The sequence below is a fragment of the Actinorhabdospora filicis genome, assembly GCF_030269765.1.
GTDB classification, from domain to species: Bacteria; Actinomycetota; Actinomycetes; order Mycobacteriales; family Micromonosporaceae; genus Actinorhabdospora; species Actinorhabdospora filicis.
The window spans coordinates 289705-304032 of sequence record NZ_BSTX01000005.1 but is presented as its reverse complement, the minus strand read 5'-3'; the positions used below and the strand labels follow the sequence as shown (position 1 = coordinate 304032).

Here is a 14328-nt window from a genome sequence, read left to right as displayed (position 1 = left end):
CTGGCTGGCGAAGGTCGTGGCGCGCAAGGGGAGGCTGGTGCCCGCCTACGCGGTGCCGGACTCCTCGGCGGTGCTGACGCCCGGCGCGCTGTCCGACCGGGTCCGCAAGGCCGCCGACAACGAGCAGTTGCTCGGCGGGCGCATCCCGATCCGGGACTAGAACGACGAAAAGCGCCCCCGCCAATGTGGCGGGGGCGCTTCAGTATGGGCCGTTCAGATAGTCGACGAGCCGCCCAACGGCGCGCTCCAGGCGGCTGACGATCGTTCGGCGGGGCGCCTGCTGTATCTGCGCGATCTCAACGGGGATAAGGTCCCGCGCGTATCGCAGGCGAAGGGCTTCGCGCTCCTCGGGTGGCATGTGCGTGCGCGCTACGGCGGTGCTGACATCGATGATGGTCGCCAGTACCGTGCCGGTCTTCGACGGGTCACCGCTCGCCCGCGGCATGTCGCGCGGGGCCGCAGTGGGATCGGGAACACCGTAGGCGTAGGCGTGGGACCGGTCCCAGACGTAGGGCAATGCGCGCTCGATCGTGGCGCGGTCATACGTTAGAGGCAGCGGACCTCCCGGTTAGCGCGCCGTGCCTGCGGCCGGGCCCGGTCGATCAGCCGAGACCACAACCAGCGGTGCAGACCGCGGGGCCCGAGGTAGCCGCCCAGGTAGTCGCGCACGGTGTCGTGGTTGGTCGCCAGCAGAATCGCTCCGTCCTGCCAGACGTCATCGCGCTCAAGGATGGTCGCGTAGTCGCGGGCGACTTTGGTGGCCACGGAGTCGAGGACTCCGCGCACGCCGGGCAGCCCCAGCACGCTCCAGTCGACATACGGCTCATCGAGAACTTCGCAGGCGTTCGGCAGGCCCATTGCGCGCGAAGCGGTATCAGCGGTAATCGTGGTCGTCTCCCTGCTGTTCGATGTGGACGGATTCGATCTGGTGGAGCCGGCCGTTTCTGGTGACGGCGACGATGAGGCCGGGGTCGCCGGTGCTGCCCTGCTTGTGCCGCCACCAAGTCGATTCGGCTTCGAGCGCGGGAACCTGCACGAAGCGGCGCGGGCCATCGGAATCGATGCGGAATCCGTGGTAGTGCCCGGCAACCAGGAGATCGGCGTGGTGCATTGGCGAGTCGGCGTTGAACGCCTGCCCTTTCCACCAGGCGAAGTGCTGGTTGGGGCGCCACTGGTGTCCGTGTGCGTGGGCGATGACAGTTCCGGCGACGGCGGTCACCACGGTCAGTTCGTCGCGTTCGGGTAGGTGGTACTCGACGTGCCCGTACGCAGCCGGGTTCTGAGCGGTGGCTTCGGCCACCGCCATCACGGTGTCGGTGTCGTGGTTGTCGTCGTAGCGGGTGATCCCGGCTCTCCCGAAGCGCTGCGGTTCCCCGTGGTTACCGGGAACGGCGGCCACAGATACGCGCTCGGCCAAGGGGGCGAACGTGGTCACCGCGTGCAGAACCAGGCGGCGGGTGAGCCGCAGCTGCTCGGTGAGCGTGAGGCCGGTTCGCCACGCCTGGGCCCCAGCCTGGGAGGTGAATCCCTCGATGTGATCCCCGAGCAGTCCGATGTGTACGTGCCCGATGTCGAATCGCTGCCGGTAGGTCTCCAGCAGGTCGGCCGCCTCGTTGATGCAGCCGATCGTGCGGGCGACGGTGCCGCCGGCACCGTCGCCGTCGACCTTGCCCAGTTGCATGTCACCGAGCAGGACGAGGAATCCGAACTCACCATGCGGCCGGACTGGAACGGGGGCGTGCGGTGTGATGAGTGCGGCCAGCTCGGCCACGTCGGGGCGGTCGGGACCGCGATCCACACGCCGGAACTGGCAGCGGACCGATTCGCCGAGGGTGCCGTCGGCCATGGTCCATTCGGCGGTGCGCAGGCCGGTGAGCTGCCAGCTCTCGGGGCTGAGTCCCTTCTCCGCCAGCAGTCGCCGTGCGGCGTCCTCGCCGGGTTCGGCGTCGGCTGCGGGGCGGCGCAGTTCGGCCGTGGCGGCATCGGCGCGGATCATCAGGCGAGCGGTCCAGCCGCTCGGCGGATCGCGGCGGGGTACCGCGGGCGCGGTGGGTGTGGCGAGCAGGTCTTGCAGGAGTTCGTCACTCAAGGGCATCTCCTCCGGCGCGGCGCACGGAGCGCCGATAGGTGCGGATGGTGGAGGCCGACACGGTGAAGCCGTGGCGGCGCAGGATGGCGGCAAGTCGTTCGGCGGGCATAGCGCCGAGAAGGCGATCGAGGAAGGCGGCGCGGGCGTCATCGGTGAGGGCTTCGCTGATCGCGGTGATGGTCGGACCCGGGGCACCAGGAAGCGTCACGCTGGCACCGCCTTCCACTTCTCCAGCGGGCCGCAGGCGATGAACGTCCCGTCGAAGACCAGCTCGCCGCGTAGGTTCCGCGGCTTCGCGTCGCGCTGGAAGCGGGTGTGGTCTTGGCGCTGCGTGGTCCAGGTGCCGCAGGTCGCGCAGCGCCACACCGTCACGGGCTCACTCAATCCCGCCTCGCAGTGCGATGCGGATTCCCTTCGCGGCAGCGGTGTCGATGGCGGTCTCCAGGCGCTGCCGGGCACGGCGTGCCCGTGCGGCCTCGATGCCGTACCAGGCGGCCAGCGCCGCCGTGGTGGTCAGCGCGACCGCATGGACCGGGGCCCACATCAGGCGGCCTTGTCGAGGTCGGCGACGGCTGCCAAGGCGTCAGCAGCCAGGTCGAGCAGAGCACCACGTGCCGTGCTGGCCTCGGTCGCTCCGAGCGCTCGGTAAAGGCGGGCGAGCATGTGGGCGTCGCGGCCGTCAGGGTGGTCGCGCTCGGCGTAGATGCGTTCCCAGGAAGCCGCGCGGTCGGCGTAGTGGCCCTGGGCGCGATCGGGGTTGGCTCCCCCGCGCAGCGGGATGTTCAGGCGTTCGGCGGCGAGAGCACGCACGTCGGTGATCACGGCCGTCATGGGGTCGGGTTTGCGGCCGGGCTTGCCGCGGGTCGGTGTTGGGGTGGTCACGGTGTTGTCCTCCTAGGTGATCAGGGCGTGTAGGGCGGCGGCGCCGCCGGATAGATAGGTGTCGGTCACGTCGCCCGCCGGGAGGCGGGCGGCTCGTGCTGAGCGCAGGGCGGTGCAGACGGTGCGGTTGAATGTGTCGCCGGCGTCGTCGCGATCCCCCCAGACCCACACCCGTGTGAAACCGGCCAGCATCCGCTTGTAGTACGGCTTCCAGTTGGTCGCGCCGGGGATGGCGATGGCGTGTAGTCCGAGCTGGGTGAGGATCAGCGCGTCGAGTTCGCCTTCGCAGACGTGCAGCTCATGCGCCGCGCGGTGGATCGCGCCGACGTTGAACACGCGCGAGGTCTCGCCGCTGATGGACATGTACTTGCCGTGTCCGGCATGGCGGTGGTCGTGGTCGGCCAGGCAGCGAAATCGCAGGCTCAGCGGGTATCCGGTGTGGGACAGGTAGGGGATGGCCAGCCAGCCGGTGAAGCGGGTGTGTCCCGGGCGCGGGTCAGCGACGGTGCCAACGCGGAACGAATGCGCCGTCTCGCGTGTGATTCCCCTGGCGTCGAGGTACTGGGCGGCGTCCAGCGTGAGCGCTGCCTGATAGGCCGCCGTGGCTTCCTCCAGGTCGGCCCGCGTCGAGGCCGAGAGCGGTCGCATGGGTTCGCGCTGCGACAAAGGGCAGGTTCTCCTTCAGCATGATCAGGGTGTAGACGTCGCCTCCTTCCCCGCAGCTGTGGCATTTCCAGACCTCGCGGTCGAGGTCGTAGCTGAAGCTGGGGGTGTCGTCGGTGTGGAGCGGGCAGTTGGTCATGCCCCGCTCGGCGCGGTGCTGGATTCCGTAGTGGTCCAGCACCGCCGCCAAGGCGGGACGACTGTCCTCAGTCGTCATGGGCAGCGCTCGTACATCTCCCGCAGCGTGGTCAGGACATAGGAGTCCAGCGGGCTCTTCATGCGGCGCTTGATGACGGCCAGGCCCAGAACGTCGCGGCGATCAAGGCCGCGATGGGCGGCGAAGTGGTTCGCCTCGCGGATCGCCTCCTCCACGAACTCGCTGGCTTTCAGTGCTCCGGACTTCGCCTCCCAGATGTGCAGGCGCGGGATGTGGAATCCGGCGGGGAGCCTGACCAGGTGGTCACCTTCGTCTTCGGCGCCCGCTCTCGCGGTGCGCTCGACGTCGAGCCCGAAACTGCGGCCGGCGTGCATCGCGTCGACCTCGAATCGGCTGCCACGCCGCTTGTTGGCGCGGTTGCGGTCGGCGGGGCTCACGTGCAGTGCGGCTCCTCGAATGCCGCAGGCCGGATCTTCGCCAGCTCCTCGGCGAAGCTCGTAACGTACTGGTCGGCGAACTCGGTGGGGTCCTGCTTCATCAGCTCCACCGCCGCCGCCCAGGAACCGACCGGCGTGAGGTCCGATTCGGTAAGGCCGTACCCGAACCAGGTGCAGGAGCAACCGGAGTCGGAGGCGTAGTAGAGCTTCCCGTCGGGGCCGCGCAGCAGGGCGGCTTCGTTCCAGTCGTAGCCGTACATGCCGGAGCTGGCGATGACGCGGAAGATCTTCTTGTTGATCTCAACGGCGTTCTCGTAGATCACGTGGTGGTGTCCTCCTCTGGGTTGGGGATGCCCCAGTACCCGTGTGCGTTGGGGGCCAGGCCGATGGCGGCCGGAGCGTCGCAGGGGGCGGATCGTCGGCCGCTGCGGTGGTAGTCGAAGTCGGCGACGGTGGCGAACGTCTGGTGGCAGCCAGCACAGTGAGCGGCGCGCATCCCGCTCCAGCTGGCAGAACAGTCGGTGCAGGTCGTCACTGCGGTGTCTCCTATCGGTTGAGCGGTGAGTGGTCGTAGAACCGGGTGCGGGCCGGGTCGGCCCATAGCAGGGCATAGGTCTGCCCGCTGGGGTCGCAGGGGCCGGAGCGGTTCTTCACGACCGCCACGCGGTAGGTCAGGTCGTCGGGGTGGAGCGCAACGGTGAGCGTGATCGTCGGCTTCTCGGACAAGCCGCCCTTGATCTCGCTTCTGGAGGGCGGAAGCCAGGGATCGACCTTGCTCCAGGTCTTGTCCGAGGCGTGATGCAACACGAACACCGCCGCGCCGGTGGCGCGTCCCAGCTCGGTGATGGAAGCCATCGCCGCCATCTGAGCGGCGTAGTCGGATTCGGCCTCGGCAATGTCCATCAGGTTGTCCACCACGATCACGCTGGGGTACTCGTTGTGCAGCTCAACGAAAGCGTCAAGCTCGGCGTCAAGCCCGTCCCAGGTGATCGGGGAATCGAACGAGAACGTCATCGGCAACCCGGCCAGCTTCTCGGCGTAGCGCGACGGCATGTCGCCGGACTGGATCGCCTTCGAGACCTCCTCGAAGGTGTCGCCCGAGCCCATCGCCGCCAGCCTTGCTGAGGCGGTGACCCGCTGCATGTCGGCCGACAGGTACAGCGTCGGCAGGCCCATCGCCGCAGTCCAGTACAGCGCCAGCCCGGACTTCTGCGACCCGGACCGCCCGGCGATCATGATCAGGTCACCCCGCCGGGGGTGGCATCCGAGCCGGTACAGCGGCTCGAATGCCTTCACCCGTGGCAGCAAGGCCCCTTCGTCACCGCGTTGCGCCAGCGCCCGTATGGGGGTCAGCACTGCGGCGGCTCCTAGAAGGGCGGTTCGTCGTCGAAGGCCGGGGCCGCCGGCGGTTCGTCGAAGCTCGGCACGGGATCGGGCTGGCTCGCGCCGCGCTTGTCGTAATACGCTTTGAGGAGCTGCGCGACCTGGCTGCTCGGTGCCCGCCACACGAAGCCCTTGCGCTTGGGCTCCAGGGACGCCACGACCGTCGGGAAGGCCCCGCCGATGAGACGCGAGGCGTCGGCAGCAAGCATCCGATGGGTGATCTTCTGGACGGAATCACTCGCGGGGGAACCGGCGCGCAGCTCGTCCATCGTGGCGAAAACCGTGACGCGCGCGGTGACCTCGTCGCGCCGGGTCTCTTCGCCCATGTAGACCGAGGGAACGTCACGAGCGATGCTGCGCGGCTCGATGAGCAGCGCGGTGTGGTTCAGGTGCTTCTTGGGATCGAAGAAGGGGGCCATGCCCCCGAAATCATCGAGAGACTGAAAACCGGTCAGTTGGGTCCTCCAGGTTGTTGGGTTAGTCGGGTAGCGTGGCGCCCTTGCGGCGCCACGCGGCCAGCAGCTCGGGATCGGCCGTGAAAGCCGCAGTGTGCTGGGTGTACAGGCTGCGCAGCTCGGCTCGGCTGCGCGCCGCCTCGATCGCTGCCCGAAGGTTCGGGGACTCCGGGGCCCCGGCGATACCAGCCCTCGGGCCGGGGTCGTCACCGGGCGGAGTGATCGGCTGAGCGTCAAATGCGGCGGCGATGCGGTCGGCGGCCAAAACCGCGATTCCCGCGTCGGCGATTACCTTCGCCAGCGGCACGCCGCGATACTGGGCGGGGTCGAAGCCGATACCGGCGACGATGCCTTCCTTGACCTCAGCCTCGCCGCCTCGCACCGTCCACCATGGAGCCGTGCCAGCGCCGAACTTGATGGTCACGCTGTGTTCGAAGTGCTCCCATGGGCAGGTCACTGAAACCCCCTTTCGTTGCTCCCACTTTCACTTTGATGTATCCAACCTAGCCAGACGAGCCCCGGGACGTCCACGCATCGTGACGACCATCACTCCCACTTTTACTTTAGGGCGGCGGGAACAAGCTTGGGCCTCATGCGTCGAGATGCCCGAATGGCACTTGCGAACTGGGCGTTAGCCCAGCCACTTCGCAGGTCGGCCCAGTACAGATCGCAGCGAGCCTTTCCGGTGGGAAGGTGGATCACCAGGCCCCATTGCTGGTTGACGTCTGGCAGGGGGCCATATGCTGCGGCGGCTTCCTCCGCCGTGCGCGCCGTCTTCTTCCACGCGGCGAAGCCTCGCGGGTCGGTGGTGTCGACCGGGAAGCGGCGGTGGTCGTACTTGCGGCCGCGCGAGTAGGAGGCCAACTGTGCTTCGATCTTGGCGATGCCGTAGTCGAGGCGGCCGGTCTTGATGTCGGCCACGACGATGCCGGCGTCCTCGCCATCGGGGGTGCGGGCATCGACATGCGCCAGACGATCGGCGGTACCCGCTGCGGCCAACTCTGGGATGACCACGAAGGTCTCCACCGCCAGGTGAGTCAGACGCGCGGTCGTCAGTAGGTAGGCTGCCAGGTCGTCGAGGTCGGCCCGGGATGCTCCCGCTGGAAGCGGGAGGCCCTTGTCTGCGTGCTCGGTCAGGGTGTGTCGCCAGGTTCCTTGGTCGGCTTTGGTGTCCTTGCCGCTCAGTCGGTCGGCGGTCAGCACGAGCTCATCAAGGCGGCGCTTGTCGGCCTCGGGGTCCAGGCGTGCGGCCTCGCCGACTATGGCGGGTGAGCAGCTCGCTCCGTAGAGGGTCATGCGCTTGTCATAGCGGCGAAGCGCCGTCTCATCCTCAAGGCAGGCGATATGGGTCGTAACGCGCGTGTGTGGCCTCGGCCGTCCGCCGCCGGGCGGGATGACCAGTGGCCGGTTTCGTCCGTCACGCGGGACGTCGCTTCGGGTGAAGTCGATGACGATAAGAACTCCTCGATGTCGAAGGGGTTGGAGGGTGTCAGGTGGATGACGTACGCCCCGTCCTCCAGGACGTCGGCCTCGTAGTCGCCCCAGTGCTCGACCAGGCACAGACCCATCCCTGCGGCGATCTGGATGCAGGCCGCAAGGTCACCGCGGGCATAGCCGGGACGCGCGATGATGTGCATCTGCCAGTCGGCACGCTCAACGTGCACGGTTACGCGCCCGTCGCCGGATCTGTGTACTTCGGGCACCGCGTACGGGTCGTGGGCCACTCGACCGCCCTCCCAGGGTAAAAGTGGGAGGCGGCTGGGCAGCCGCATCCCGTCTCAACTTCCCCCCGGTCGTGGGCACTTCCCGGTGGGGTTGATCACAATACAGTCCGCTCGGGGAATGTGTCCACGCAGTGTGCGGTCCATGACAAGGCGCAACCGTGTGACTGTCCACATAGTGCAGTCACGGTTCAGAATATGTGCGGTGATAGCCGGATCGGCTATATCTCGCCGGGAATCTCAGCGCCCGCAGGGAGAAGTTCGCGCGAACCTGGGCGCGCCACGAGGTCACCGTCGCCGGGCTCGCGCGGGACGTAATAGAAGCCATTGGGCCAGGTTGCGTCATAGTAGACGACTTGGCCGAGTTCCTGGCGTTTCGCCTTCCAGAGCTGGAGCTCATGGGAACGTGCGGTTTCCTTGCCAGCGCGCACTCTCGCCTCGGCACGGAGCATCTTGGCGGGGAACAGATGACGATGTTCGGGCGCCAGGCTCCAGGGCATCAGTTCGGGGTCGTGCACGATGGTTGAGTCGTAACCGAGCTTTCGGCGAATCGCCGTCCACATTGCCGGCGAGGTCTCCTCGTGATAGTTCTCAAGGTAGAAGCGCCGCATCTCGGCCATCGTCCAGCCGTCTTCGAACCAGCGGCGGACTTGTTCCATATCGCGGATCTTGGTGCGATTAGCCATGCCGACATCCAGCCGCAGTCATCCCGACTCCCCTAGAATCCCATGCAAGACGCGCACCTAGTCACCGACGACGTCACGGTACCCGTGGGCATTACAAAGTGCAAGGTGGGAGCAACGAGCGCCCACATACACTTTACGTCAAGAGACGATGGTGCGTCGCGAACTCTCGCCTGTTGAGAGGATCGGAATGCGAGTAACGGTAAGACATACGGTGTGTGACCTCTGTGGTGGCAAGGAGGTCAAAACCCGGCGTTACGAGGTGAGTCGGACACGCCGCAAGGTGACACTGGACATCTGCCAGTCCTGCGCGGGCCCCATCGAGGCAGCGTTCGGCCGCGACACTTCACCACCACGGCAACAGCGAACGCCAGTACTGTCGCGCGACGATGTGCGCCTGACCGGGGACTGACGAGACGACCGCCCCGCCACATGGCGGGGCGGTCGCTTCCGGGGCCTACTTCGGCTGCGTCACCAGCGAAGCGAGGACGCGCCGGACGCCGGCCTCCACGGCCACGACCAGGGCGTCGTTGCTGATGCCGTCCGCCAGCCCAGCACGCACGGCCGCCACCAGGGCGGGAGCAAGCACCTTCGGCAGGGAATCCAGGCGGGCTTCGAGGCCAGCAACACGTGTGTTCGCCTCGGATGCCGCCACGTAGGCGGCGTGGGCCTTGTCAACGGCGAGCCACCACGCGAACCTGGCCTGAACCGTTGTATTGGTCTTCGCGTCGTCTCGCCAGGGCCAGTTGTTGACGCCGGTTTCGTCGTCACCGGGGTCCCAGGTGAAGATGTTGGCGATGTCGTTCTTGGTCAGGTCTTGTCCTCCTTCGTGCATGGCGCGCAAGATGCCGCGCCCGGTCGATTCTTCGAACGTACGTTCGTAGGACAGGTGCAAATGCTGGTCGTCGCTTCGAACATATGAGCTAAAGTTGTTGTTCTGGTTGTAGTGGCGGCCCGCGATGTTGAAGTACTTGAGCTGCGGAAGTTCGCCACTTCGGGCGAGTTTGAGGATCTGGTCGCGGACCCAGGTCTTGCGGGCTTCGGGTACACCGATGTCGATGGCGTAGACCCATCCGCGCAGAGGTGCGCCCTTGCGGCCGACGTGGGTGGAGCGGGCGGTGTGGTCGCCGGCGGGGACGTCTTGCCAGTGCTGGGTGTTGCCGATGATCCCCAGCAGGGGCCACTTCAGGACGTCCGCCATGTAGTTGGCGTCATCGCAGACGGGCTGCACGATGCGGACGCTGAGTTTCGTGCCCGTCTTGGGGTCGCGGAAGGACCGCGCTGCGGTGGTCCAGGTCATCGGTTGGCCTCGCCGTCGAGGTGGGCGCTGAGGCGTTCGGCGAGGGTGGCGCGTTGTCGGCGTTCATCGGCGAGGTCTTCGCGGACACCGTTGAGGGCGCGGCCGTGGTCGAGGAGTACGGCGTCCTGGCGGGCGAGCCCGGCGAGGATTTCGGCTTGGCCATCGGCGATCTTGTCGATGTCCTCGCGGAGATTCGACTTATGGCCGTTGCTGACCTGTTCGGTCACGGTGGTCAGCTTCGCGGAGGTGGTCTTGTTCTGGCGGGCGGCCAAGACGCCGCCGGTGCCGCCGAGGGCGGCGATGACGGCCAGGATTCCGGTGATGATGGCGTTGGGGTCGAGGTTCAGGGGCGGGCTCCTAGTGCGGCTTCGAGGGCGGTGACGCGTTCGGTGAGGGCGCGGACGTGATCGAGGAGGGCCAGGCCGATCAGGTCGTAGCGCACGGCGTCGGGCTCACCGTTGGCGTCGATGACGGCCAGTTCGGGAACCGCGGCGGCGACGTCTTCGGCCACGAGGCCGTATTCGTCACGTGGGCCGGGAATCTCCTCACCCGTGTCGGGGTCGGTGGTGGGGCGCCGGTCGTAGAGCAGCGGTGCCAGCTGGCTCAAGCGGTTCCAGCCGATGACGTGGCGGCGGAAGTTCTGCTTGTGGGCCCGGCGGGATGTGTTCTTGGTGAACCGATCGGAGCCGTCGATCCAGACGGTGTACCACGTTGCCGAACCGCCGGGAGTGCTGCCGCGTACGCGGCGGGAGCCGTTGCTCCAGGCCACGGTCCCGTCGGATTCGACGTATTGGTCGTGGTCGTGCGGGTCGGGGTTGTACGACCTTGGGGTGTTGAGCAGTTCCCGCCATTCGTGGCGGTGGTCGCCGGCGGCAACGGTGCCGGTTGCGGTGCCGACTGGCAGGCGGGCGGCATTGATGGTGCCGGTGGAGATGTCGGCTGCCGCATGTGCGTGCGGTGATGGCGGCAGGGTCGCGGGCAGGTCGGCGAGGGTGTGGCTGTGGGTGGTCGGCTGGAACGCGGTGGGGCGTCCGGCGATGTCGCCCCATGCGATGCTCGGGGCGAGGTCGGACCAGTCGGTGCCGGTCCAGTACTCCCACCTGCCGGTGGTTTCGTTGAGGCCGAGTCGCGCTTTTCGGGGGTTGGTCGGCCTGGTTGCGCTCGTCCAGCAGCCGAGGCGATGCCCGACGTAGCGGCGTTCGTCGCTGATCCGCTCGGCGCTGATGGTGACGGCGTTGGCATCGACGTAGACCAGCGCCAATGGCAGCTCGTACAGGTCGGTGTCGGTGGTCGTCAGGACTGGTGCGCCTGCGCCGGGTGTGCCGGTGAGGACTGCGAGGCTGATGCCGTTGGCGGCGGGGTCCAGTCGCAACACCACGCGGTCGATACGGCTGGCGGGCCCGGCGTTCTCGATCGGCAGTGCCTCAGGCGCGGTGGAGTGCGCGGCGTGTCCGCGCAGGATGGCCAGTCCGGGTGCGACGGTGACGGCCATCGCCGAGGAGTCGGCGCTGACGCGGTAGCCCGCACCGCCTGCGGAGTCGGCGACGCCGGAGTCCTGGAGCTCGCGGAACAGCCGGGAGAAGTCGGTCTCGGTGGTGTCTTGGGCGTCGAAGGGGTAGCTGTGCAGCAGTCGCGGCCTCCTAGGTTCAGGTGGTCCACGGATCACCCGGCAGTACGCCTTCGATGGCGCCGCCGGTGGTGATCGTGGTTCCGGGGTTCTGGTCGCGCAGTAGCGCGAGGGTGGTTTCGGCGATGGCGCGCACGTGCGCCACGCAGGCGTCTTGTGTCGCGCCGGGCAGGTCGAGGGTGATGTCGATGCGGCCGGCGGACAGGTCCGCGCGGATGGTCGCCGACGTTTCGGTGGCGGCATCGGCCAGGGACAGGCGCATACGGGTGGCGGTGTCGGGGACGGGCACGTGGGTCTCCTATTGGATGGCGATCCAGCGGACGCCGGTGTCGGTCTGGTTGGTGCGGGCCATCTGGATCACGGCTCCCGTCGTGGTGACCTGGTCGACGGTCACCTCAAGGACCACACCCGGAACCGACGACATGGCCGAGGCGACCAGAAATGGCGGGACGGTGAAGCGTCCCGCTGGGAACGTGATTGTGAGAGAGCCGCGGTAGTAGGTGGACACCGCCGTGCTGAGCACTACGAGCCCTTCGCCCACCGCGATGCGCGGCATCGCCGACGCTCGGATCAGCTCGTCCCACGGACCCCAGGCGGTGCCGTTCCAGTGGCGCAGCCATGTGCGCCCGGTGGCGGGCGTGCTATATCGCTGTTCGGCGGTGGTGGCGGTGCGGGTGGTGACGGCCTGGCCCGATGGCGCCGGCCATCCTGCGGTGCTACCGGTCGGCAGAATCGACACGCCGAGCGGGAAGGCGCCGGCCGGATCGGCTGGACCTCGCGCGTCCTGGCTGAAGGTGGTGACTCCGGGCGAGGATTCGACCGCCGCCAATCGTGCGTCGAGCTGCGCGGCGGTTTCGGTGAGGCGGGTATCGAGCGGGGCGAGGTCGGTGGGTTCCGCGCTCTGTTCGAGGGCGGCGACCCGGGTACCGATCGCCTTGATGCGCTTGCCGAGGGCGGCGCGCATGTCGTAGCCGGTGGGGTCGCCCAGTAGTACGCCCGCGCGGAATCCGTCGCTGTCGGCCTTGATGGTGTAGCCGGTGACGGTGGCGGTCACCTCTTGGTGCTCAACGACCACCGCCACGTCGTCTCCCTGGCGCCAGTCGGAACCGAACCGCATCGGCCTGGTCCCGTTGGTGTCCTCCATGGGTACGGCCTGCACCGCCAGAGCGGTGCGTCCGCCGTCGTCGAGGGCTTCGAGCCCGGCTTGGCGCAGTTCCTCGGTTTCCTTGGTGGCGCGCTTGTCGATGAACGATTCGATCCGCCGTCCCCATGCCGCCTCCGCGGCAGTGGCCTCAGGGGTGGTGACGGCGATGAACTCGCGTCCGGTTGCCTGTCCGTCGCCGCCGACGATGGCGCGCGTCAGCTCGGGCGTGGCGATGGTGACGCGGTGCCCGGCGAGGCTGTTGTGGTCGACGTCCAGGCGCACGAGCTTCGTACGGTCGCGGATGCCGAAGGTCTCGAACACCAGGGCGTTGCCGCGCTGGATGATGCGGAATCCCAGGCGGGCCGGTCCCGCCAGTTCACCCAGGACGTTGCCGAGAACAGCGAAGCGCGCTCCCTTGGTGACCTGCGGTCCGCGGCCTCCGTCCGTCCCCATGGTCAGGTGCGCGGCGAGGGTGCTACGGCGCGCGGATGGAGCGGCCGGGCCGATGTTGGCGCGCACGAAGGCGTGCATCACGGTTTCGGCCGGGCCGGTGCGCACGTCGCGGGCGACGGCCTGGGTTTCGGGATCGGGGTTGGCCGGCTGGGGCCAGGCCAGGGCGTCACCGAGGAGAATCGAGTCGGTGACTCCGCTGTAGACGATCACGCCGCTCGGTTCGTCGGGGGTGGCGGCGTACTCCGATGCGCTCGTGGGCCCGGAGTACAGCTCGTGTCCGTCCGGGCCGGTGACGACGATGCCCGATCCGGGTTGCCGCAGGTCGTCGGCGAGGTGGTGGTCCGCTGGGAGGCGGATCGACCATTCCCCCACTCCGTTGTGAACGTCGGTGAAGGCGATGTGCAGGTGTTCGGAGGTGATCTGCCCGAGGCGGTGAAGCGCGCGGTCGCGCACTTCCACGGTGATGTCGCTGAGTCTGATCAGACCACCGCCCATCTGCGCGCCTGCCAGGCGCACGTGATCGAACTGGCGGAGGTCACCCCGAGCAGGGAGGCCCGCACCGTGGTGACTCCCGCCGGAAGTGAGAACAACTTCGGGGCAGGGGCAAAGTCGGCGTAGGCGTTGGCGCTTCCCCGGTAGGCGGTTCCGGCTTTGGTGTCGATGACCAGGCGCTCCCCTGCGGTCAGGGTGCCGCGCCAGGTGAACCCGACGCCGCCGGGAAGTCGGACGTCGAGGTCATGGCCGGGGCCGTTGACCGTCCATGCGGGGTATGCCGGTGCATCGGAGAGGGTGTTGTCGATCGCCATGGTGCCGATGGCCTGTGAGCCCGAGACGCGCAGTGCGACCAGGCGCGAGACCAGTCCCCTGCCGCCACCGGCGTTGCTGATCCGGCGGGTCTGGGTGCGTGAATGCGTCCAGAACGGGTCGGCGGCCCGCAGCGTGATGACGGTCTGGAGATCGCGAGTGCCGGTGGTGTCGGCACCGTACACATAGGAGCCTCCGCCGACACGGTGCACGCGCAACGTCCAGGAGGTGCCGTCATCGTCGACCAGGCGCAGCACCGCTTCCTCTGCCAGGGCAAGGGAGAGGCGGCGCTGGAGCTGCTGTAGCGCGGGCCGGTTGGCGGCGAACAGGTAGAGCGGGAGATCGATGTCGCGGGGCTGGACGCGGGTGCCGCGGTAGACCGCGCCGTGTCCGGCGCCTGCGAGGTACTGCACCGCCACGGGCGGCAGGCCGAAGCCGGCCGCTCCGGCGAGGGCTTCGAACCCTGCGCCGGAGCGGGAGATCCCGCCGAGGTCGATGACGTCGCGGGGTGTTTCGAACTGAAGAAACAT

At 68.0% G+C, this 14328-nt stretch carries 24 protein-coding genes; all 24 read right to left on the bottom strand.

The window, feature by feature from the left end:
- Positions 1-199: 199 nt before the first annotated feature.
- Positions 200-517 (bottom strand): sigma factor-like helix-turn-helix DNA-binding protein, encoded by a 318-nt coding sequence (locus QSK10_RS30710; protein WP_285666895.1) that lies wholly within the window; start codon positions 515-517, stop codon positions 200-202.
- Between the two features lie 29 nt (positions 518-546).
- Positions 547-858, bottom strand: coding sequence for a hypothetical protein (locus QSK10_RS30705; RefSeq protein WP_285666894.1), 312 nt, complete (start codon positions 856-858; stop codon positions 547-549).
- Between the two features lie 16 nt (positions 859-874).
- A complete protein-coding gene (locus QSK10_RS30700; RefSeq protein ID WP_285666892.1) occupies positions 875-2089 on the bottom strand; it encodes a hypothetical protein in 1215 nt (404 codons plus the stop codon).
- Positions 2082-2315: a hypothetical protein gene (locus QSK10_RS30695; RefSeq protein ID WP_285666890.1), complete on the bottom strand. Its 234-nt coding sequence runs from the start codon at positions 2313-2315 to the stop codon at positions 2082-2084. The genes QSK10_RS30700 and QSK10_RS30695 overlap by 8 nt, the downstream gene beginning before the upstream one ends.
- The gene (locus QSK10_RS30690; protein ID WP_285666889.1) at positions 2294-2461 is read right to left on the bottom strand and encodes a hypothetical protein; all 168 of its coding nucleotides are present in this window, start codon (positions 2459-2461) and stop codon (positions 2294-2296) included. The genes QSK10_RS30695 and QSK10_RS30690 overlap by 22 nt, the downstream gene beginning before the upstream one ends.
- Before the next feature lie 4 nt (positions 2462-2465).
- A complete protein-coding gene (locus QSK10_RS30685) occupies positions 2466-2633 on the bottom strand; it encodes a hypothetical protein (RefSeq protein WP_285666888.1) in 168 nt (55 codons plus the stop codon).
- Positions 2633-2971, bottom strand: a complete 339-nt coding sequence (locus QSK10_RS30680) for a hypothetical protein (RefSeq protein ID WP_285666887.1) — start codon at positions 2969-2971, stop codon at positions 2633-2635. The genes QSK10_RS30685 and QSK10_RS30680 overlap by 1 nt, the downstream gene beginning before the upstream one ends.
- A 12-nt stretch (positions 2972-2983) precedes the next feature.
- A complete protein-coding gene (locus tag QSK10_RS30675; protein ID WP_432705382.1) occupies positions 2984-3586 on the bottom strand; it encodes a toprim domain-containing protein in 603 nt (200 codons plus the stop codon).
- Complete coding sequence (locus QSK10_RS34335) at positions 3468-3773, bottom strand: CHC2 zinc finger domain-containing protein (protein WP_432705381.1); 306 nt, start codon at positions 3771-3773, stop codon at positions 3468-3470. The genes QSK10_RS30675 and QSK10_RS34335 overlap by 119 nt, the downstream gene beginning before the upstream one ends.
- Positions 3774-3847: 74 nt before the next feature.
- Positions 3848-4228 carry a hypothetical protein gene (locus tag QSK10_RS30670; RefSeq protein ID WP_285666882.1) on the bottom strand — a complete coding sequence of 127 codons (381 nt, stop codon included), beginning with the start codon at positions 4226-4228 and terminating at the stop codon, positions 3848-3850.
- Positions 4225-4551: a DUF7574 domain-containing protein gene (locus tag QSK10_RS30665; protein WP_285666880.1), complete on the bottom strand. Its 327-nt coding sequence runs from the start codon at positions 4549-4551 to the stop codon at positions 4225-4227. The genes QSK10_RS30670 and QSK10_RS30665 overlap by 4 nt, the downstream gene beginning before the upstream one ends.
- Complete coding sequence (locus tag QSK10_RS30660) at positions 4548-4763, bottom strand: FDXHR family putative zinc-binding protein (RefSeq protein ID WP_285666878.1); 216 nt, start codon at positions 4761-4763, stop codon at positions 4548-4550. The genes QSK10_RS30665 and QSK10_RS30660 overlap by 4 nt, the downstream gene beginning before the upstream one ends.
- An 11-nt stretch (positions 4764-4774) precedes the next feature.
- Positions 4775-5584: an AAA family ATPase gene (locus QSK10_RS30655; RefSeq protein ID WP_285666877.1), complete on the bottom strand. Its 810-nt coding sequence runs from the start codon at positions 5582-5584 to the stop codon at positions 4775-4777.
- Positions 5585-5595: 11 nt separating this feature from the next.
- Positions 5596-6030: a hypothetical protein gene (locus tag QSK10_RS30650; protein ID WP_285666876.1), complete on the bottom strand. Its 435-nt coding sequence runs from the start codon at positions 6028-6030 to the stop codon at positions 5596-5598.
- Positions 6031-6088: 58 nt separating this feature from the next.
- Positions 6089-6490: a hypothetical protein gene (locus tag QSK10_RS30645; protein ID WP_285666875.1), complete on the bottom strand. Its 402-nt coding sequence runs from the start codon at positions 6488-6490 to the stop codon at positions 6089-6091.
- A 134-nt stretch (positions 6491-6624) separates the two neighbouring features.
- Positions 6625-7362, bottom strand: coding sequence for a hypothetical protein (locus QSK10_RS30640; RefSeq protein WP_285666874.1), 738 nt, complete (start codon positions 7360-7362; stop codon positions 6625-6627).
- Positions 7359-7790: a hypothetical protein gene (locus QSK10_RS30635; protein ID WP_285666873.1), complete on the bottom strand. Its 432-nt coding sequence runs from the start codon at positions 7788-7790 to the stop codon at positions 7359-7361. Before QSK10_RS30635 ends, QSK10_RS30640 begins: the two co-directional genes overlap by 4 nt.
- Before the next feature lie 218 nt (positions 7791-8008).
- Positions 8009-8473, bottom strand: a complete 465-nt coding sequence (locus QSK10_RS30630; RefSeq protein ID WP_285666872.1) for a hypothetical protein — start codon at positions 8471-8473, stop codon at positions 8009-8011.
- Between the two features lie 454 nt (positions 8474-8927).
- Complete coding sequence (locus QSK10_RS30625; RefSeq protein WP_285666871.1) at positions 8928-9770, bottom strand: hypothetical protein; 843 nt, start codon at positions 9768-9770, stop codon at positions 8928-8930.
- A complete protein-coding gene (locus tag QSK10_RS30620; protein WP_285666869.1) occupies positions 9767-9997 on the bottom strand; it encodes a hypothetical protein in 231 nt (76 codons plus the stop codon). The genes QSK10_RS30625 and QSK10_RS30620 overlap by 4 nt, the downstream gene beginning before the upstream one ends.
- Before the next feature lie 116 nt (positions 9998-10113).
- Positions 10114-11436 (bottom strand): hypothetical protein, encoded by a 1323-nt coding sequence (locus QSK10_RS30615; protein WP_285666868.1) that lies wholly within the window; start codon positions 11434-11436, stop codon positions 10114-10116.
- Complete coding sequence (locus QSK10_RS30610) at positions 11417-11686, bottom strand: hypothetical protein (protein ID WP_285666867.1); 270 nt, start codon at positions 11684-11686, stop codon at positions 11417-11419. Before QSK10_RS30610 ends, QSK10_RS30615 begins: the two co-directional genes overlap by 20 nt.
- Before the next feature lie 9 nt (positions 11687-11695).
- Positions 11696-13489 (bottom strand): Gp37-like protein, encoded by a 1794-nt coding sequence (locus QSK10_RS30605; protein WP_285666866.1) that lies wholly within the window; start codon positions 13487-13489, stop codon positions 11696-11698.
- Positions 13474-14328: a phage tail family protein gene (locus QSK10_RS30600; RefSeq protein ID WP_285666865.1), complete on the bottom strand. Its 855-nt coding sequence runs from the start codon at positions 14326-14328 to the stop codon at positions 13474-13476. The genes QSK10_RS30605 and QSK10_RS30600 overlap by 16 nt, the downstream gene beginning before the upstream one ends.